This window comes from Mesorhizobium sp. Root157 (assembly GCF_001427385.1).
Taxonomy (GTDB): Bacteria; Pseudomonadota; Alphaproteobacteria; order Rhizobiales; family Rhizobiaceae; genus Mesorhizobium.
The window spans coordinates 316,084-333,519 of record NZ_LMGJ01000012.1 but is presented as its reverse complement, the minus strand read 5'-3'; the positions used below and the strand labels follow the sequence as shown (position 1 = coordinate 333,519).

Below are 17,436 nucleotides of genomic sequence, written 5' to 3'. Positions count from 1 at the left end.
ACTTTCGGGCAACATGCACTGCGGTACGTCCCTAAGCGATCTCGGTGCTGGCGATATGAATACCGAAGCCTTCTAGCCCCACATAGTGGCGCTCGCGCGATGAAATCAGGTTGATCGAGGAAATGCCCAGGTCCTTGAGGATCTGCGCGCCGAGACCGATCTCGCGCCACTCGCTCTCGCGTCGCCGCGCCTCTTCATGATCCTCATGGTCGCTGGCGGGCCGCTTGCGTTCCTGATGCGCCACGCCGACCGAGCCTTCACGCAGATAGACGATCACGCCGCGCTGCTGCTCGCCCATGGCGCTCATGATGGCGTCCAGCCTGTGGGCAGTGCCGAAAACGTCGGCCACGACATCTTCGGGATGCAGGCGAACCGGCACGTCCACGCCGTCGCGAATATCGCCGAAGACGATCGCCAGATGCTGCATCGGATCCCACGGCAGCGTGTAGGCGTAGAGCTTGGCCTTGCCGCCGGATGTTTCGATATCGGTGCAGGCAACGCGCTCGACCAGCGTTTCCTGGCGCTGGCGATAGGCAATGAGGTCGGCAACCGACACCTGTTTGAGGCCGTTCTGTTCTGCAAACGCCGACACCTGCGGACCACGCATGACCGTGCCGTCGTCATTGACCAACTCTGAAATCACGCCGACCGACGGCAAGCCGGCCAACTTGCAAAGGTCCACCGCCGCTTCGGTATGGCCCGAGCGCATCAGTACGCCGCCTTCGCGCGCAATCAGCGGAAAGATGTGGCCGGGGCGCACGAAATCGGACGGGCCGACATTGCCGTTGGCGAGGTTGCGCACGGTGAGCGTGCGGTCATCGGCGGAAATGCCGGTCGTCGTGCCATGCTTGAAGTCGACGCTGACGGTGAAGGCGGTGGTGTGGGCCGAATCGTTGTCTGCCACCATCGGCGCAAGGTTCAGCCGCCTGGCATCCTCGCGCAGCATCGGGGCGCAAACGATACCGGAAGTGTGGCGCACGATGAAAGCCATCTTTTCCGGCGTGCAATGAACGGCGGCGACGATCAGGTCGCCTTCGTTCTCGCGCCCGTCATCGTCCATGACCACGACGATCTCGCCGCGCTCGAAGGCGCGCAGGGCTTCGACGATTTTCTTCTGGTCGTATGGCATTTGTGCTCGCTGCGTTGTGAGCGAATAGGGATTAGACAATAGAGAGCAGGTTTGATGTCCTGCTGCGCTGATGCCGTTCTTCCTCTTCGCTACTCCTTGTTTGCTATTGGCTAAATTCGTCCCGTCTGTCCGCGATGGCGCAGATAGTGATCCGCAATGGCGCAGGCAACCATGGCCTCGCCGATCGGCACGGCCCGAATGCCGACACATGGATCATGGCGGCCTTTGGTCATCACGTCGACATCGTGGCCATCCTTGTCGATGGATTTGCGTGGAGTCAGGATAGACGATGTCGGCTTGACCGCGAAACGGGCAATCACCGGCTGGCCGGTCGAAATGCCACCCAAAATCCCGCCGGCATGGTTGGACAGGAAGACCGGCTTGCCGTCATTGCCCATACGCATTTCGTCGGCATTCTGTTCGCCGGTAATGGTTGCGGCTTCGAAACCGTTGCCGATCTCGACGCCCTTCACGGCGTTGATCGACATCAGGTTGGACGCGATGTCCTGGTCGAGCTTGGCATAGATCGGTGCGCCGAGACCGGCAGGAACGCCGTCGGCGACGATCTCGATCACCGCGCCAACCGAAGAACCCGCCTTGCGAATGCCGTCGAGATAGGCCGTGAACACCGGCACCGAGGCTGGATCCGGCGTGAAGAACGGATTTTCGGCGTCACCGACGAAATTCCAGTTCCAGTTCGCCCGGTCGATCTTCTTCTCGCCCATTGAGATGAGCGCGCCTCGAACCACGAGGCCGGGCACGACCTTGCGCGCCAGAGCACCCGCCGCCACCCGCGCCGCCGTCTCGCGCGCCGAGGAGCGGCCGCCGCCGCGATGGTCGCGCAGGCCATACTTTACATCATAGGCGTAGTCGGCATGGCCGGGGCGGTACTGGCGCGCAATGTCGCCATAGTCCTTCGACCGCTGATCGACATTTTCGATCATCATCGAAACCGGCGTGCCGGTGGTGATCATGGTTGTGCCATCGTCATCGAACACATAGCCGGACAGCACCTTGACTTCGTCGGGCTCGCGCCGCTGCGTGACGAAGCGCGATTGGCCGGGCCGGCGCCGGTCGAGCTCGGCCTGGATGTCGGCAAGCGTGAAGCGGATGCCGGGCGGGCAGCCATCGACCACGCAGCCTAGCCCCACGCCGTGGCTCTCGCCCCAGGTGGTCACGCGAAACAGGTGGCCGAAGGTGTTGTGAGACATCAAAATAGCCCTGCCCGGCGACTGGCCGGTTCAATTGCGCGTTCTATTGGCGTTTTTTGCAGTGGTCAAACTGTGATCAGTGCTGTCCAAGCTTTGACACATTGGGCTGGTTTCTGCTCTCTTCGCCGAGCCCCACAATCGCCCAGCCGCCGGTGCGGCCAAGGGCGCAAGAAACCAAGAGGACGACCATGCTTACCCGGATCGGGCGTACGCTCCTTGGCGCGATTGCCGCCATGCTGTTCATTTCGACCGCCGTCTTTGCCGCACAGACGGAAGGCGTGATCAAGAAGGTGGACAAGGAAGCGATGACGCTGACGCTTGACGACGGCAAGGCCTACAAGCTGAACGCCGAGATGGATGTCGATTCGCTGCAGCCCGGAATGGACATCGTCATCGCCTTCGACGTGACAAAGGGTGAAAACGTCATCACCGACATGCAATTGCCAGAGTAGGCAATTCGGCCGTCAAAGCCACTCGAGACGGCCATCCCGCCAGCGCAAGATACGGTCCTGCGGAGTGTCCACGGAACCGGCCTTGGCCTTCGAAACCTTTTCGACGAGGCGAAACAGCGCCCGGATGACGCCGCCATGTGTCACGCAGACAGTGGGGCGGTCTAACTCTGCGAAAAACGGCCGCACCCTGTCCAGCAGCATCTGGTAGCTCTCGGCTGCGTCGCCCGGCGGCCTGAAATCCCATTTGTCGAGAACTCGCCCCTTGGTCGAGCCGGGATGGCGCGCTTCCAGTTCGGCAATCGTGTAGCCTTGCCAATCGCCGAAATTCATCTCCATCAGGCGCGGGTCGGTGCGGTAGCCGTTGTTGGGAAGACCCATCGCCAGCCGCACCAGTTCCATGGTGTGACGGGTGCGGATCATCGGGCTGGCAACGAAATCGAAAGACTGCGGATCGGCAATCAGTTCTGCCAATTTCAGGCCATTGCCGGTCGCCTCGCCACGCCCCTGGGCATTGAGGTCGATATCGGCCTGCCCTTGCAGGCGTTCCTCCACGTTCCAGTCCGTCTGGCCGTGGCGCACGATGTAGACGAGCGGAGACATGGCGTCCGGGGGTCTTTCAGGTGCTCAAGGTGTGCCGGGATTCAGTCCTTGACGGTAGAAATATCGGGGGCGTCGACCGCCTTCATGCCGACGACGTGATAGCCCGAATCGACGTGGTGAACCTCGCCGGTGACGCCGCGCGACAGGTCCGACAGCAGGTAGAGCCCCGAATCGCCCACTTCCTCCGGGGTCACGGTGCGCTTCAGCGGAGAATTGTATTCGTTCCACTTCAGGATGTAGCGGAAGTCGCCGATGCCGGAGGCAGCCAGTGTCTTGATCGGTCCGGCCGATATGGCGTTGACGCGGATGCCCCTGCCGCCGAGATCGACGGCCAGATAGCGCACGCTCGCCTCAAGTGCCGCCTTGGCGACACCCATGACGTTGTAGTGCGGCATGACCTTTTCCGCCCCATAGTAGGTCAAGGTCAGCAGCGAACCGCCGTCATTCATGATCGCTTCGGCGCGCTTGGCGATGTCGGTGAAGGAAAACACCGAGATTTCCATGGTGCGTGCGAAGTTGGCGCGGCTGGTCTCGACATAGCGGCCGTCAAGTTCTTCCTTGTCGGAGAAGGCGATGGCGTGGACGAGGAAGTCGATCTTGCCGAAATGGCCGGCGACATCGGCAAACACGGCATCGAGGCTCGCCGGATCGGTGACGTCGCAATGGCCGCTGACATGGGCGCCAAGTTCCGCCGCCAACGGCTCGACGCGCTTCTTGAACGCCTCGCCCTGATAGGTCAGCGCAATTTTGGCACCATGGTCGACACAGGCCTTGGCAATGCCGAAGGCGATCGAGCGATTGTTGGCGACGCCCAAAATGAGGCCGCGCTTGCCGGCCATAAGGCCCTGTCCACCCGCCATATCAGCGTTCTCCGCAGGTTTTTGCTTGGAGGGTGCCCTATCGCACAGGCTCACCCTACCTTCAAGCGCTCAAACGCGTGCCCACAACGGGAGTTCCGGCGGGCGTGGCGGGCAAACCTGCTCTATTTGCCGCGCATCAGGGCTTCCAGGTCACTGTCGCCGCCTTCCGGCAGCATCAGGCGCACATGCACGTAAAGGTCGCCATGGCCGCCCGTCTTTTCCGGCAGGCCCCTGCCCTTTATGCGCAGAACCTTGTCCGAACTCGACCATTCCGGCACATTGAGCGCCAGCCTGCCGGCGGGCGTTTCGACCGGCACCTTTGCGCCAAGCACCGCATCCTTCAGCGCTACCGGCAGGTCGGCGTGCAAGTCGCGCCCTTCGACCCGATAGCGCGGGTGGCGGCGAAACCGGATCTTGATCAGCGCATCGCCCGCCCGGCCCGGTCCCTGCTCGCCCTGCCCTTTCAAGCGGATGGTCTGGCCGTCCTCGACATAGGCCGGCAGCTTGACCGCAACCTTGCGCCCATCGGGAAACTGCGCCGTGACCTTGGGAGCGGTTGCCGCCTCCTCGATGGTGATGTCCAGCACCACGTTCAGATCGGCACCCTGGGGCGCGGCGCGCCGGCGATCCGCCCCGGACCACGGTCCCTGGCCACGTGCCTGCTGTCCCATGGCATCGCCGAAAATTTGGCTGAATATGTCGCTGCTGAACCCTTCCTGCCCCGCACCGCCGCCGCGGAACTCGAAATGAGCGCCGCCCGGCCCCTGCTGGCGGCGGAAGCCGGCGAACGGATCGCCGCCTGCCGTCCCTTCGAAGCCGTGGAAGCGCGGCTTGCCGTCGGCGCCGATCTCGCCGCGGTCGAATGCGGCGCGCGCCTTCTCGTCGCCCAGAATCTCGTAAGCCTGGCTGGCGGCGGCAAAGCGATCCTTCGCCTTGGGATCATTCGGATTCTGATCCGGATGATCCTTTTTGGCGAGCTTGCGGTACGCCGATTTGATTTCCTTGGCCGAAGCGTTTTTTGCAACGCCCAGCACCTCATAGGGATCGCGCATCAATCCTGCCTGCAAGAGGAATAGGTAGGGTCGGCCCTTATATGCGCTTCAATAGGAAGAAATTCCAGTGCCGCGACAAAACGGGAGAAGTCAGGCAGCCCTGAAAGCGTCGATGCGCCAGGCGCCCGCGCCGACCATGCAGATGCGGCCCTCGTAGAGCGCGATGCCGTCGAAGCTTTCCCTCGTGGCGGCGAAATCACGGCAAAGCTCGCCTTTGGTCCGGCTTTCGGCAAGCCCCGTAATCGATCCGCGCGATCCGGTGTCGGCATTGGCCCACGACAGTTGCCGTCCAGCCATTTCCTCAAGGTCGGCGGACGACACCGCATTGCGGATCGTCACCTGGTCGGCGACCAGGCCGTAATCCGCCGCTACCGAGTCCGTCGGTACATTGCTGGTAACGATCGAACGGTCGATCGCGGCCTTTTCCAGACTGAAGCCGCCAACGCCGCAGCCGGCCAGCGCCAGCACGCCAGCCATGGCCGCGATCTTCATGCTGGCTGAAGCGAAAATGCGGTCTTGCCGACTGTCAAAAGCTTGCGCGATACGCGACAATCGGTATCTCCCGACACGGTAATAGAGTTTGAATAAACTATGAACGATAGCAAGTTAACAGAAAATGACTTTACCGAAGCCGTCGAGCCATACCGGCTGTTTTCGCAATGGCTCGAGGACGCCACCAAATCCGAGCCCAACGACCCCAGCGCCGTCGCGGTGGCAACCGTGGATACCGACGGCCTTCCCGATGTGCGCATGGTGCTGTTGAAGGGTTTCGACGAGCGCGGCTTTGTCTTCTACACCAATTTCGAAAGCGCCAAGGGCCGCGAAATCCTGGGCAGCATGAAGGCGGCGCTATGCTTCCACTGGAAATCGCTGCGCCGGCAGGTGCGGGTGCGCGGTGCGGTCGAGATCGTCACCGACGAGGAAGCCGATGCCTATTACGCGTCCCGTCCGCGCGGCAGCCGCATCGGCGCCTGGGCCTCGAAACAGTCGCGGCCGCTGGAAAGCCGATTCGCGCTGGAGAAAGCCGTCGCCGAATACACCGCCCGCTACGCCATCGGCGAAATTCCGCGCCCGAAACACTGGTCGGGCTTCCGCATCCTGCCGCAAACGATCGAGTTCTGGCACGACAGGCCGTTCCGCCTGCATGACCGCGTCGTGTTTTCACACAACGACAGCGGCAATTGGGACACCAAGCGGCTGTATCCCTGATCCGCGCCCTTATCGCGCCTTCTTGCGGTTCATGAAGGCGACCAGCGCCGCCCGCGCCTCGTCCGATTGCAGCCGCTCGCGGAAATGCTCGGCTTCTTCCCGGATACGGGCAACGAGCCCGTCGCGAGGACCGCGCATCAGGTCGCGCGCGATCTTGAGCGCCTCAGGCGGCTTGGCGGCAATATCTTCCGCCGCGGCCAGCACAGCCCCCTCAAGGCCGTCCTCCTCGACCACGTCGTAGATCAGCCCGGCCCGCACGGCACGTTCGGCTGAAATCCCCTCGCCCAACCCGAGCAGCGCAAACGCCCCTTGCAGACCGAGTATCTGCGGGGCAAGCAGGCTTGAGCCAGCCTCCGGCACGAGGCCCAGATCGACGAAGGGCGTGCGGAACACCGTGCGCGGCGTGGCGAAGGTCAGGTCGCAGTGCAGGTTGAGCGTAGTGCCGATGCCAACGGCGATACCGTCGACGCCCGACACAATCGGCTTTTGCGAATTGGCCAACGCCATCAGGAAATCCCAGACCTCATTGCCGCCCCCGGCGCCAGTGGCGACAGCGAGGAAGTCGGTGAGGTCGTTGCCGGCCGAGAAAGCGCCCGGCACGCCCAGGAAGACATGGACACGGATCGACGGATCGGCATCGCCCTCGGTCAGCGCCGCCGACATGGTCGCATACATGGCGCGCGTCAGCGCATTCTTCTTTTCCGACCGGTTCATGCGGATGATCTGCACGGCGCCGTGCCGTTCGATGAGGATGTGGTCAGTCAAAATCCGAAATTCCCTCATTGAAAGGTCAGGCTGAAATCAGCGTCTTGCCGGCCGCAACCAGGCTGGAGGCGCCTTCGATGACCCGGTCCTTGAGCGCCGCCACCTCGGCCAGCATGTTCTCCGCAAAGAAACGGCACAGCGTGAGACGGGCCTCGGACGGGTCGGCAAGTGCTGCGCGCGCCAGATAGGCGCCGCCGGCGGCGAGCGAAAATAGCCTGAGATACGGCGTCGCTCCTGCCAGCGCCGCCTCGGTTTGCCCCTTCTCCAACTGGTATTGCAGGAACCGCGTCGTCTCCGACAGATCGTCCAGCGCCTGGTCGAGCAGGTCGGCGGCCTGGCCGAAGCCTGCCTGCCCGGATGTGCGCACGGCGCTGGCGATGGCGACAAGGTCGTCGATATAGCTGTGCACCTCCTCGCCGTCCCGCAGCGGCAGCTTGCGCATCACCAGATCGATAGCCTGGATGCCATTGGTGCCTTCATAGATCGGCGCGATACGCGCATCGCGGTAAAGGGCGGCCGCTCCCGTCTCCTCGATAAAGCCCATGCCGCCATGCACCTGCACGCCGAGCGACGCGACGTCGACACCGGCATCGGTTGAAAACGCCTTGGCCAGCGGCGTCAGCAGATCGGCCCTGCCGCGCCACTTGTCCGCCTCGGCCCCGTTCGACACCCGCGCCATGTCGATGGCGTGGGCGCAACTATAGCTGATGGCGCGCGAAATCTGCGTCAGCGCCTTCATGGTCAAGAGATTGCGCTGCACATCCGGATGATGGACGATCGGCGCCATGCCGTTGCCATTGTAGCTGGCGGCCCTGCCCTGACGGCGCTCGTTGGCATAGGCAAGCGCCTTCTGGAATGCCATCTCGGCGATGCCGACGCCCTGCATGCCGACATTGAGCCGTGCGTTGTTCATCATCGTGAACATACACGCCAGCCCCTTGTTCTCCTCGCCGATCAGCCAGCCGACGGCGCCCGGCCTGTCGCCGGCAAAACCGTCTCCATAAATCATGGTGCAGGTCGGCGAGCCATGGATGCCGAGCTTTTCTTCCAGCCCGGAGCAGAACAGGTCGTTGCGCGCGCCTAGCGAGCCGTCCTGGTTGACCAGGAATTTCGGCACCAGGAACAGGGAAATACCGCGCGTGCCGGCCGGCGCATCCGGCAGCCGCGCCAGAACCATATGCACGATATTGTCGGTGAAATCGTGCTCGCCATAGGTGATGAAGATCTTCTGGCCGAAAATACGATAGGTGCCGTCGCCGACAGGTTCGGCGCGGGTGCGCAAGGCGGCGAGGTCCGAACCGGCCTGCGGTTCGGTCAGGTTCATGGTCCCCATCCATTCGCCCGAGACCAGCTTGGCGAGATATGTCTGCTTGAGATAGTCCGTCGCATGCTTGTCCAGCGCCTCGACCGCACCCATCGTCAGCATCGGGCCAAGGCAAAAGGCGACAGATGCCGAATTCCACATTTCAAGCACCGCCACCGACAGCATCATCGGCAGCCCCTGCCCGCCATGCTCCTCGGGCGCCGACACAGCGTTCCAGCCGCCTCCGGCCCAGTTCTTGTATAGCTCCTTCCAGCCCGGCGGCGTGGTGACGGCAGCATCCTTCAACACCGCGCCCGCCTCATCGCCCGCCTTGTAGAGCGGCGCGATTTCCTCCGATGCAAACCGCCCCGCTTCCTGCAGCACGGCGTCGACCAGGTCCTCGCCAAGGTCACCGAATGCGCCCGTCGCCAGAGCTTCCTTGAGGCCGGCCACATGCTTCAGCGTAAAGGCTATTTCCTCGACGGGTGCGCGATACATTCGAGCTTGCTCCTGTGACTGCCATCATTTTCGGGCTTCGGCCGGCCAAAATGCAACTGCCAGTCGTATTGGACTGCACTTTACGTAAACGTCAAATTTTGTCACGCTGATTTTTGCATGCCGCCTATTGCGCGATTCATACAGGATTGCGAAACACATCGCCATGCTCGCCAGATCAGACCATTGTATCGAATGGGTCCGCCAGATGCCGGTGCCTGAGCCCTTCTTCCTCACTTCCGGCCAAAAGCAGGCATAAGGGCGTGAGCACCGGGACGCATCGTTAGCCCTGCAAGCATTCATTAACCATAACTATCCAGTATTTACGCCAGACATGAGGGAATCAGGCTTGGGATTGCCAGCGCACACTTTCTGGCGGGCAGCACTGGCAGCAGCGACCCTGGCCGCAGCCACACTTCCGGCCGCCCATGCCTCGGACTTCTCACAGCCCTGGAAGAAGGCCGACCGCGCGCTGGTCATAGATGCTTACGAATACAATTCCATCGACTGGAATGCGCTTGCCTCCGACAAGCGCATCGTCGGTTTCATCAACAAGGCATCGGATGGCCTGCCGCCGCCTTACGCCTGCTCAGGCAACGAAGAAGCGGTCAAGCTTTGCAAGGCGCTGTGGAAGCGCCACGCCGTGGCGCGCGAACTGTTCCATACCCGCAGGACGGTGGCCAAGGCGCTCGGGCTCGAATGGGGCGCCTATCATCTTGCCCGCCCCGGCAATCCGGTCGATCAGGCCAACAACTTCATCGATTTCGCCGAGCCGGCTCCCGACGACCTGCTTGCCCTCGACATCGAGGACAACGATCCCGCGCAGTGGATGTCGCTGGACGACGCCGAGGAATTCGTGCGTCAGGTTCATCGCCGCATCGGCCGCTTTCCTGTCCTCTACACCAACGGCTCCACCGCAAAGCATATCGCCGACAATCGTTTCCGCTATCGCCTCCTGTCCCGGCTGCCGCTCTGGTATGCGCGCTACAAACCCGAGATCGACATGCATTTCCCGAAGGGCAACTGGCAAGGCTACGCGCTGTGGCAGTTCTCCGCGCAGGCCAATTGCGACAAGCGCAGTTGTCCCTACCGGCCACCCGGCACGCCGATGGACATCGATGTCAACGTCGCACCGATGACCGCGGCGGAGTTGCGCGCACAGTGGCCATTCGGCAACCTGATCGACGTACCGGTCGACTATCTGGCCAGCGTTCCGGTTCCGATCGCACGTGAGGACGGCCTCAAAGGCAAGGTTGAAATCACCTATGCGGCGGTCGCCACCCCTCCGACCTTCGAGGAGTTGATGGTGGCATTCGGCACCGGTTGGACGAAGTTCCGCGCCGGCTGGATGCAGTCCGTCGTCGCCAGCGAACCTGTCGACGACAACCCATATCGGCACGGCATGGCCGAATACGCATACGCCAAGCAAGAGGCACAAATATCGCTCGTTGCCGAGGCAGAGCCTGCCGTCGATCCGATCGCAACGGGATCGATCAAGGAAGACGCGCAGCCCTACTGGCCCTGAGCGGTCGGCCGCGCCTTAACAACCTCGCCATCTTCCTTGGTGAACTCGCCAATGTCAGGATTGGCTAGGATATACAGAACCTTTTCCGAGGGTCGCGCCAGCACCGCGCCCTTGTCCGTTATGACGATCGGGCGCTCGATCAGGATCGGGTTGGCGATCATGAGATCCACGATCTCATCGTCGCTCCATTTCGGATCGTCCAGGCCAAGCTCGGCATTGGGCGTGCCCTTCTTGCGCAGCAGGTCGCGCGGCCTCATGCGCAGCAGGTCGCGCGGCCTCATGCGCAGCAGGTCGAGCAACTCCAGCAGCCTTTGCCGCGACGGCGGCGTCTCCAGATATTCGATGACTTCCGGCTCCTCGCCCGAGGCCCGGATCATGGCCAGGGTATTGCGCGAGGTGCCGCACGCGGGATTATGGTAGATGGTGACGCTCATTTCACGAACTCCCTGTCGACCGCGCGCCAGCCTATATCGCGGCGGCAGAAGCCTTGCGGCCAGTCAATCAGGTCTACCGCGGCATAGGCCTTCTTCTGCGCTTCGCTGGCCGTCGCGCCGGTCGCGGTCACATTCAACACACGCCCGCCATTGGCGACCAGATCGCCGCCGCGCAGCGCCGTGCCGGCATGGAATATCTCGACGCCCTTGCCTGCAGCTGCATCCAGGTTGCGGATGACTGAACCTTTTTCGGGCGAGGCCGGGTAGCCGTTCGCTGCCATCACCACGGTGAGCGCCGTATCGTCGCGCCATCGCGCCGACATGTGCGCCAATTGCCCGTCAACGGCGGCGTTGAGCAGCACCAGCAAATCCTCTTTCAGGCGCATCATCAGCACCTGGCATTCCGGATCGCCGAAACGCGCATTGAACTCGATCAGTTTCGGTGCCCCCTTGCCATCGATCATCAGGCCGACGAACAGCACGCCGGAGAACGGCATGCCCTGTTCGGCCATGCCGCGCATGGTCGGCTCGACGATCTCGCGCATGGTACGATCCACCACCTCGGGTGTCATCACCGGCGCTGGCGAATAGGCGCCCATGCCGCCGGTGTTGGGCCCGGTGTCGCCTTCCCCGACGCGCTTGTGATCCTGCGCCGTGCCGAAGGGCAAGGCCGTGCTACCATCGCAAAGGCAAAAGAAGCTTGCCTCCTCGCCGGCCAGGAACTCCTCGACCACCACCTCGGCGCCGGCGCTGCCGAACGAACCGTCGAAACAGGCTTCCAGCGCCGAAATCGCCTCGGCCAACGTCATGGCGACGGTAACACCCTTGCCGGCGGCCAGCCCGTCCGCCTTGACGACGATCGGCGCACCCTTTTCCTCGACATAGGCTTTCGCCGCCGCAAGATTGTCGAAGCGGCCATAGGCTCCGGTCGGAATGTCGTAGCGGGCGCACAGATTCTTGGTGAAGCCTTTTGACCCTTCAAGCTGCGCCGCCGCCCTGGACGGGCCGAAGACGCGGATGCCTTGCACGCGCAAATCGTCGGCGATGCCGGCTACCAGAGGCGCTTCCGGTCCGACGACGACGAGGTCGATCTTATTGTCGAGACAGAACCGGCCGACCGCCGAATGATCGGCGATGTCCAGCGCAACGAGTTCCGCTTCCTTGGCGATGCCCGGATTTCCGGGTGCCGCATAAAGTTTGGTCAGCAGCGGCGACGCGGCAAGCCTCCAGGCCAGCGCATGCTCGCGGCCGCCCGAGCCGAGAAGAAGAACTTTCATGCCTGGTGCACCTCGCTGTCCAAACCGGTGGCGAAAACTTTCGGTATGGCTCCGGGGCCGCACGGTCAAGCTTTGCGGGAATTTATCAAGGGCAATTCGCTGACTTGACTGCACCGCCCAGCGCTGCCACTCCAGCGCCATGGAACCTGTTCAGTCGAAAGTCGCCCAGGGGCGCGTCGCCGATGCGCCCAGCGGGCACTGGGTCTACCGCGCCTTGCCGCGCCGCTTGTGGCCTTACGCGCAGCTTGCGCGCTGGGACCGGCCGATCGGCTGGCAACTCCTGATGTGGCCGTGCTGGTGGTCGGCAGCGCTCGCGGCATCGGCCTATGCGCGCCCCGGCGATCCGGTGCTGTCGCTGCTGCCGCAACTGTCGACGCTGGCCCTGTTCACGCTTGGCGCAATCGCCATGCGCGGCGCCGGCTGCACCTACAACGACCTCGTCGACGAAGACATCGACAGCGAGGTCGAGCGCACGCGATCGCGCCCGCTGCCATCGGGACAGGTGACGCGCCGCCAGGCATGGGTCTTCCTGGTACTTCAGGCTATGGTCGGGCTTGCGGTGCTGTTGCAGTTCAACAGTTTCGCGGTAGGGCTCGGCATCTCGTCGCTGGTGATCGTCGCGATCTACCCATTCATGAAACGGTTCACGGACTGGCCGCAACTGGTCCTGGGCCTCGCCTTTTCCTGGGGCGCGCTGATGGGCTGGGCGGCGGAATTCGGCGACGTCGACGGCCCGGCCGTGCTGCTCTACATCGGCTCGATCCTGTGGGTCATCGGCTACGACACCATCTACGCGCACCAGGACAAGGAGGACGACGCCATCGTCGGCGTACGCTCCACCGCTCGCCTGTTCGGCGACAACACCCAGTCGTGGCTGATCGGCCTCTATGCGGGTGCGCTGATGTGTTTCGCCGTCGCCTTTGCCAATGCGCAGGCGCCGGTTCCGGTGATGGCCGGGCTGATCGCCGCCGGCGCGCATATGGCGCGCCAGATCGCCACCCTCGACATCGACAATCCCGACCAATGCCTGCGTCTGTTCAAGTCGAACAACGAGGTCGGCTGGTTGATCTTCCTCGGCATCGTCGGTGGCGCGGCGTGGGCGGCGCTCAAGCCGCTGCTGTAGCCATCTCCCGCTCTCTTGGAAAGGTGCCCGAGATTCAGGTCAGGGCGCACTGACCTGAATCAACAATCTGCCGAGATCATTTCCTCGCCGTCAATCACCAGCCTGAGGCCGAGGTCACCGGCGCGGCGGCGGGCAAGGAAGCGCGGCCGCCTCTGGTTGGAGGCGCGGCCCTTGCGGCGCTCCTGCGGCGGCAATGTCTTGATCGCCGCCCCCAGCGATTCCTCCAGCGTGCGCGCCTCGCCATCGGCTTCGATCAGCAGCATCGGCAGCCGATAGGCCTCGGCCCAGGCGCGCCAGTCCGCGGCCACGTCGTCCAGATCGTCCGCCACCAGCAGCGGCACTGAAAGCATCGGATCGTTGTGCAGCAATTCCAGCGTCACGGTAACATTGCCGCTCTCGTCTTCCATGGCGCGTGCCGCCACGCCGCGGAAGGCATTGGCGGGCAAGGCGATGATCGCCGGAAGGCCGCTCATCTCGAGCGTGCGGCGGATGACAGCGCCGCGGTGGTCGATGGTCGAGGTCACATCGCCATGGTCGTCGCGGGTCGCATAGCTGACCACCTGCGGCAATCGGAACGGGTCGAGGCGCATGTTGCGTCCCGCCCAGACTGGCTTCAGTCCAGATTTCATCGGTGCCTTCCTGTTTCTCCTGAGAGCCGGTTTTCCGGTCTCTCCGGGCCGGTTGTCCGGCCTCGTTATGGAGATGACGGTAGCGCGCCGACCTTACCGCCGGGCTTAAAAAAGTCGGTTAAATTTTGCTGATCTGCCAGATGGTTATCGGAATCCGACCAACTGATCGGATTGGAAAGGATCAGATAACCTTACCGGGATTCATGATGCCGGCCGGATCGAAAGCAGCCTTCACCCGCCGCATCAGGTCGACGGCCATCGGCGGGGCGGTCGCGATCAATTCATCGCGCTTCAACTGCCCGATGCCGTGCTCGGCCGAGATCGAGCCATCAAGCGCCCGCACCACGTCATGCACCGCCTTGTTCATCGCGTGGTAAAGGTCGAGGAAGGCCTGGTCGTCGCCATCGGCCGGGCGCGAAATATTATAATGCAAATTGCCATCGCCCATATGGCCGAAGCAGACGATACGCGCATCGGGGTTCACCGAAGCGACGGCTTTCTCCGCCCGCTCGATAAAGGCGGGGATCGAAGACACCGGGACGGAAATATCGTGCTTGATCGAGGCGCCTTCCGGCTTCTGCGATTCCGGCAGCACCTCGCGGAAACTCCAGAACGCAGCACTTTGCGCCAGGCTCGACGCAATCACCGCATCGCCGGCGAGTTCCGTTTCGATCGCCGCCGACAATATATCCTCGATCAGGGCGCGTGCATCCTCTGCCGAGCGTCCGGAGGAAATCTCCATCAGCACATACCACGGCCAATCGCCTTCCAGCGGCCGCACCACGCCTACTCCATGCAAAAGCGTAAAGTCATAAGGGCGCTTGCCGATCAGTTCGAACGCGGTCAGCGCGCTGCCGGCGCGCCCGCTCGTCATGCCGAACAGAGCAAGTGCGGCCTCAGCCGAGGGCAGGCCGACAAAGGCAACCTCGCGGCCCTTCGGCTTCGGAAACAGCTTCAACACCGCCGCCGTGATCACGCCCAGCGTACCCTCGGCCCCGACGAACAGGTTCTTCAGATCGTAGCCGGTGTTGTCCTTCTTCAGCTTGCGCAGATCGTCGAACACCTCGCCGGTCGGCAACACAACCTCGACTCCCAGGCACAATTCGCGCGTATTGCCGTAGGCAAGCACGTTGGTGCCGCCGGCATTGGAAGACAGGTTGCCGCCGATCTGGCAGGAGCCTTGCGCGCCCAACGAAAGCGGGAACAACCGGTCGGCGGCATCCGCCGCTTCCTGCAGGCTCTGCAGGATGACGCCCGCCTCGGCCGTCACCGTGTTCGACTGCGTGTCGATCTCGCGAATGCGGTTCAGCCGGGACAGAGACAGCACCACCTGTTGCCCGCTGGCATCCGGCACTTGCCCGCCGACCAGCCCCGTGTTGCCGCTTTGCGGCACGACAGGCGTGCGCGTTTCCGTGGCGAGCCGCATGATGCGGCTTACCTCGTCGACGCTGCCCGGCCTCAGCACGAGCGAGCTGCGACCATGCCACAAGCCCCGCCGTTCGGTCAGATAAGGTGCGATATCCTCAGGTGCACGCAGTGCATATCTGTCGCCGACGATTGTCGCAAAGCGCTGGATCAGGGCGGGATCGAGAGGACGTGCCGTATCGTTCATGGATGCAAACTATTCCCCAGCCGCTTCCATGTCACGCGGGGCGGCAGCGCGCGCCAACCGGTCGTTGATCGCTTCGCCCAACCCCTCCATCGGAATCGGCTCGACGGCAATCACGCTTGCACCGGCGCGGTCCAGTTCCAGCATGAAGGAAAACAGATTGGTCGCCGCTTCCCGCAAGTCGCCGGACGGCGACAGGTTGCGCACCGCCGCCGCATTTTCGGCACCCTTGGCGCGCGTCGCCCCGAAGGCGAGCAACGCCTCACCTTGGTCGACACTCACCGCACGCAGTCGCATCGCCGCGTTCGGCGCATAGTGCGAGGCCATCATGCCCGGCGCCTGGATGCCCTTGGCGCCGCGCTCCAGCTTCAAGCCAATAGCAGCCTCGATCTCTTCGGCGGCTACGCCGCCCGGCCGCAGCAATTTCAGCTTGCCGTCATGAACCTTGACGATGGTCGATTCCACACCGACCGGCGTCGCACCCCCATCGACCACCAGCTTGATGCGGCTGCCGAGATCGGCCGCCACCGCGCCTGCCGAGGTGGAACTGATATGGCCAGACGTATTGGCGCTCGGGGCCGCCAGCGGCCTGCCGAGTGCTGCGATCAGCTTGCCGCCGAAGCCGCGCGGCATGCGCAGCGCGATCGTATCCAGCCCCGCGGTCGCCAGCGGATGGATGCCGGCATCGGCCTTTAGCGGCACCACCAGCGTCAGCGGTCCGGGCCAGAACAATTCGGCCAGCCTGCGCGACAACGGATCGAACACACCGATGCGTTCGGCCATGGCGAGATCGCAGACATGGGCAATCAGCGGGTTGAAGCGGGGCCGGCCTTTCGCCTCGTAGATGCGTGCGACGGCCCCGCCACTAGTGGCATCGCCGGCCAGGCCGTAGACGGTCTCGGTCGGAATGGCGACGACCTCGCCTGCGCCAAGCAGCGCCAATGCGCGATCCAAGGCCTTGTCGGCGGGAACTATCTCAGCCAATTGTGTACGACCTTTCCAGCGCTTGCCTACAGCGGCGGGCAGGACGCGGCAAGCGCCCGTTGGTCAAGGCAATTCATTAAAATGCGAACGGCAGGCACAAGCGGATATCAACGCTCGCGCGCTAAGGTTCCGGCGGAAGCTGGGGGAACAAGCTCTTGTCCATACGCATCATCACGTTTGGAGTGCTGGCGATGGCGGCCATGACGGGCAGCGCCGCTGCCTCGTCGTTCGTCACCTTCGGCGACCCCGCGCCCGCCTCGACGCCGTCCATTGTCGTCATGGGCGCGCCCGACCCCGTCCAGGCCGTTGCAACGGCAGTTGAGGAAACGGCGGCCCCTGCCGATCCGCCCCAGCAGGCGTTGCGCCAGATGACGCCGGGAAGCTGGATGGACGCGCCCGTCGCGGCAACCGCCGAGATGCAAGTCATCAGCCCTTCGGTCATTGCGCTCGGCGAGCCACTGCCGCCTGTCACCTACGAGAAGGTGGCGTCCATTCCGAAAAAGCCGCTGTCCAAGGCCAACTTCGCCCCCATGGTCATCCGGGGCGGCATCGTCGGCGATGCGTTCACGCCGGCCAGTACGCCGGGCACGCAGCAGGCTTCCGCACAACCGCGCAGCCCTTCCAACCCAGCTTCGCAAGACAAGTCGGAACCGATCATCGTCGAACGTACGCCGGTGCCGGAAGCCCAATAGCAAAACCCGGCCAAGGCCGGGTTCAGTGCCAATGCATGTCGCCCGAAAGTGGGAACCGGTTTCGGGATAACGACATGCATAAAAACC

The 17,436-nt window shown here is 63.4% G+C and carries 18 protein-coding genes; 5 read left to right on the top strand and 13 right to left on the bottom strand.

Translation table 11 applies throughout. The features are described from left to right. Positions 1 to 31: 31 nt before the first annotated feature. Together ribB and aroC are read right to left on the bottom strand one after the other, a co-directional pair. Positions 32 to 1,129, bottom strand: coding sequence for a 3,4-dihydroxy-2-butanone-4-phosphate synthase (gene ribB, locus ASD64_RS09600; protein WP_056104201.1), 1,098 nt, complete (start codon positions 1,127 to 1,129; stop codon positions 32 to 34). Between the two features lie 110 nt (positions 1,130 to 1,239). Further along, the gene (gene aroC, locus ASD64_RS09595; RefSeq protein WP_056104199.1) at positions 1,240 to 2,340 is read right to left on the bottom strand and encodes a chorismate synthase; all 1,101 of its coding nucleotides are present in this window, start codon (positions 2,338 to 2,340) and stop codon (positions 1,240 to 1,242) included. Between the two features lie 188 nt (positions 2,341 to 2,528). Between aroC and ASD64_RS09590 the strand changes: the two genes are divergently transcribed. Beyond that, on the top strand, positions 2,529 to 2,792 hold the full coding sequence (locus tag ASD64_RS09590; RefSeq protein WP_056105012.1) for a DUF1344 domain-containing protein: 264 nt from the start codon (positions 2,529 to 2,531) through the stop codon (positions 2,790 to 2,792). Between the two features lie 12 nt (positions 2,793 to 2,804). Here ASD64_RS09590 and ASD64_RS09585 read toward each other — a convergent pair whose 3' ends face one another. The 4 genes from ASD64_RS09585 to ASD64_RS09570 all read right to left on the bottom strand — a co-directional run bounded on the left by ASD64_RS09585 (position 2,805) and on the right by ASD64_RS09570 (position 5,856). After that, positions 2,805 to 3,392, bottom strand: coding sequence for a histidine phosphatase family protein (locus tag ASD64_RS09585; protein ID WP_056104197.1), 588 nt, complete (start codon positions 3,390 to 3,392; stop codon positions 2,805 to 2,807). 41 nt (positions 3,393 to 3,433) lie between these two features. Continuing rightward, a complete protein-coding gene (fabI, locus tag ASD64_RS09580; RefSeq protein ID WP_056104195.1) occupies positions 3,434 to 4,252 on the bottom strand; it encodes an enoyl-ACP reductase FabI in 819 nt (272 codons plus the stop codon). Between the two features lie 122 nt (positions 4,253 to 4,374). Next, entirely contained in the window at positions 4,375 to 5,304 is a 930-nt protein-coding gene (locus ASD64_RS09575) for a DnaJ C-terminal domain-containing protein (protein ID WP_056104193.1), read from the bottom strand. A 90-nt stretch (positions 5,305 to 5,394) separates the two neighbouring features. Next, positions 5,395 to 5,856, bottom strand: a complete 462-nt coding sequence (locus ASD64_RS09570; RefSeq protein WP_056104190.1) for an RT0821/Lpp0805 family surface protein — start codon at positions 5,854 to 5,856, stop codon at positions 5,395 to 5,397. Between the two features lie 39 nt (positions 5,857 to 5,895). Between ASD64_RS09570 and pdxH the strand changes: the two genes are divergently transcribed. After that, positions 5,896 to 6,513, top strand: coding sequence for a pyridoxamine 5'-phosphate oxidase (gene pdxH, locus ASD64_RS09565; RefSeq protein ID WP_056104187.1), 618 nt, complete (start codon positions 5,896 to 5,898; stop codon positions 6,511 to 6,513). Between the two features lie 9 nt (positions 6,514 to 6,522). On the opposite strand, the gene ASD64_RS09560 is transcribed toward pdxH, so the two are convergent. Together ASD64_RS09560 and ASD64_RS09555 are read right to left on the bottom strand one after the other, a co-directional pair. Beyond that, complete coding sequence (locus ASD64_RS09560; protein WP_056105010.1) at positions 6,523 to 7,278, bottom strand: crotonase/enoyl-CoA hydratase family protein; 756 nt, start codon at positions 7,276 to 7,278, stop codon at positions 6,523 to 6,525. A gap of 25 nt (positions 7,279 to 7,303) precedes the next feature. After that, positions 7,304 to 9,079 (bottom strand): acyl-CoA dehydrogenase family protein, encoded by a 1,776-nt coding sequence (locus ASD64_RS09555; protein ID WP_056104184.1) that lies wholly within the window; start codon positions 9,077 to 9,079, stop codon positions 7,304 to 7,306. Between the two features lie 346 nt (positions 9,080 to 9,425). Here ASD64_RS09555 and ASD64_RS09550 point away from each other — a divergent pair, with 346 nt between their 5' ends. Further along, entirely contained in the window at positions 9,426 to 10,601 is a 1,176-nt protein-coding gene (locus ASD64_RS09550; protein ID WP_413813591.1) for a glycoside hydrolase family 25 protein, read from the top strand. On the opposite strand, the gene arsC is transcribed toward ASD64_RS09550, so the two are convergent. Further along, on the bottom strand, positions 10,589 to 11,035 hold the full coding sequence (gene arsC / locus ASD64_RS09545) for an arsenate reductase (glutaredoxin) (protein ID WP_056104181.1): 447 nt from the start codon (positions 11,033 to 11,035) through the stop codon (positions 10,589 to 10,591). The genes ASD64_RS09550 and arsC overlap by 13 nt on opposite strands. Continuing rightward, complete coding sequence (gene purD / locus ASD64_RS09540) at positions 11,032 to 12,312, bottom strand: phosphoribosylamine--glycine ligase (protein ID WP_056104179.1); 1,281 nt, start codon at positions 12,310 to 12,312, stop codon at positions 11,032 to 11,034. The genes arsC and purD overlap by 4 nt, the downstream gene beginning before the upstream one ends. Positions 12,313 to 12,451: 139 nt before the next feature. On the opposite strand from purD, the gene ubiA reads away from it, so the two are divergent. Next, positions 12,452 to 13,435 carry a 4-hydroxybenzoate octaprenyltransferase gene (ubiA, locus tag ASD64_RS09535; RefSeq protein ID WP_056104176.1) on the top strand — a complete coding sequence of 328 codons (984 nt, stop codon included), beginning with the start codon at positions 12,452 to 12,454 and terminating at the stop codon, positions 13,433 to 13,435. Between the two features lie 59 nt (positions 13,436 to 13,494). On the opposite strand, the gene ASD64_RS09530 is transcribed toward ubiA, so the two are convergent. The 3 genes from ASD64_RS09530 to ASD64_RS09520 all read right to left on the bottom strand — a co-directional run bounded on the left by ASD64_RS09530 (position 13,495) and on the right by ASD64_RS09520 (position 16,657). Continuing rightward, the gene (locus ASD64_RS09530) at positions 13,495 to 14,064 is read right to left on the bottom strand and encodes a DUF6101 family protein (protein ID WP_056104173.1); all 570 of its coding nucleotides are present in this window, start codon (positions 14,062 to 14,064) and stop codon (positions 13,495 to 13,497) included. A 181-nt stretch (positions 14,065 to 14,245) separates the two neighbouring features. Beyond that, positions 14,246 to 15,676 carry an FAD-binding oxidoreductase gene (locus tag ASD64_RS09525; protein WP_056104170.1) on the bottom strand — a complete coding sequence of 477 codons (1,431 nt, stop codon included), beginning with the start codon at positions 15,674 to 15,676 and terminating at the stop codon, positions 14,246 to 14,248. 9 nt (positions 15,677 to 15,685) lie between these two features. Continuing rightward, positions 15,686 to 16,657 (bottom strand): L-threonylcarbamoyladenylate synthase, encoded by a 972-nt coding sequence (locus tag ASD64_RS09520; RefSeq protein ID WP_056104167.1) that lies wholly within the window; start codon positions 16,655 to 16,657, stop codon positions 15,686 to 15,688. 155 nt (positions 16,658 to 16,812) lie between these two features. Between ASD64_RS09520 and ASD64_RS09515 the strand changes: the two genes are divergently transcribed. Next, entirely contained in the window at positions 16,813 to 17,349 is a 537-nt protein-coding gene (locus ASD64_RS09515) for a hypothetical protein (RefSeq protein WP_056104165.1), read from the top strand. Positions 17,350 to 17,436 lie beyond the last annotated feature (87 nt).

Coding starts and splice junctions, on each gene's coding strand:
- arsC (WP_056104181.1), bottom strand. CDS start 11,035: ATGAGCGTCACCATCTACCATAATCCCGCGTGCGGCACCTCGCGCAAT.
- pdxH (WP_056104187.1), top strand. CDS start 5,896: ATGAACGATAGCAAGTTAACAGAAAATGACTTTACCGAAGCCGTCGAG.
- ASD64_RS09525 (WP_056104170.1), bottom strand. CDS start 15,676: ATGAACGATACGGCACGTCCTCTCGATCCCGCCCTGATCCAGCGCTTT.
- ASD64_RS09575 (WP_056104193.1), bottom strand. CDS start 5,304: ATGCGCGATCCCTATGAGGTGCTGGGCGTTGCAAAAAACGCTTCGGCC.
- fabI (WP_056104195.1), bottom strand. CDS start 4,252: ATGGCGGGTGGACAGGGCCTTATGGCCGGCAAGCGCGGCCTCATTTTG.
- ribB (WP_056104201.1), bottom strand. CDS start 1,129: ATGCCATACGACCAGAAGAAAATCGTCGAAGCCCTGCGCGCCTTCGAG.
- aroC (WP_056104199.1), bottom strand. CDS start 2,340: ATGTCTCACAACACCTTCGGCCACCTGTTTCGCGTGACCACCTGGGGC.
- ASD64_RS09585 (WP_056104197.1), bottom strand. CDS start 3,392: ATGTCTCCGCTCGTCTACATCGTGCGCCACGGCCAGACGGACTGGAAC.
- ASD64_RS09590 (WP_056105012.1), top strand. CDS start 2,529: ATGCTTACCCGGATCGGGCGTACGCTCCTTGGCGCGATTGCCGCCATG.
- purD (WP_056104179.1), bottom strand. CDS start 12,312: ATGAAAGTTCTTCTTCTCGGCTCGGGCGGCCGCGAGCATGCGCTGGCC.
- ASD64_RS09555 (WP_056104184.1), bottom strand. CDS start 9,079: ATGTATCGCGCACCCGTCGAGGAAATAGCCTTTACGCTGAAGCATGTG.
- ASD64_RS09530 (WP_056104173.1), bottom strand. CDS start 14,064: ATGAAATCTGGACTGAAGCCAGTCTGGGCGGGACGCAACATGCGCCTC.
- ubiA (WP_056104176.1), top strand. CDS start 12,452: ATGGAACCTGTTCAGTCGAAAGTCGCCCAGGGGCGCGTCGCCGATGCG.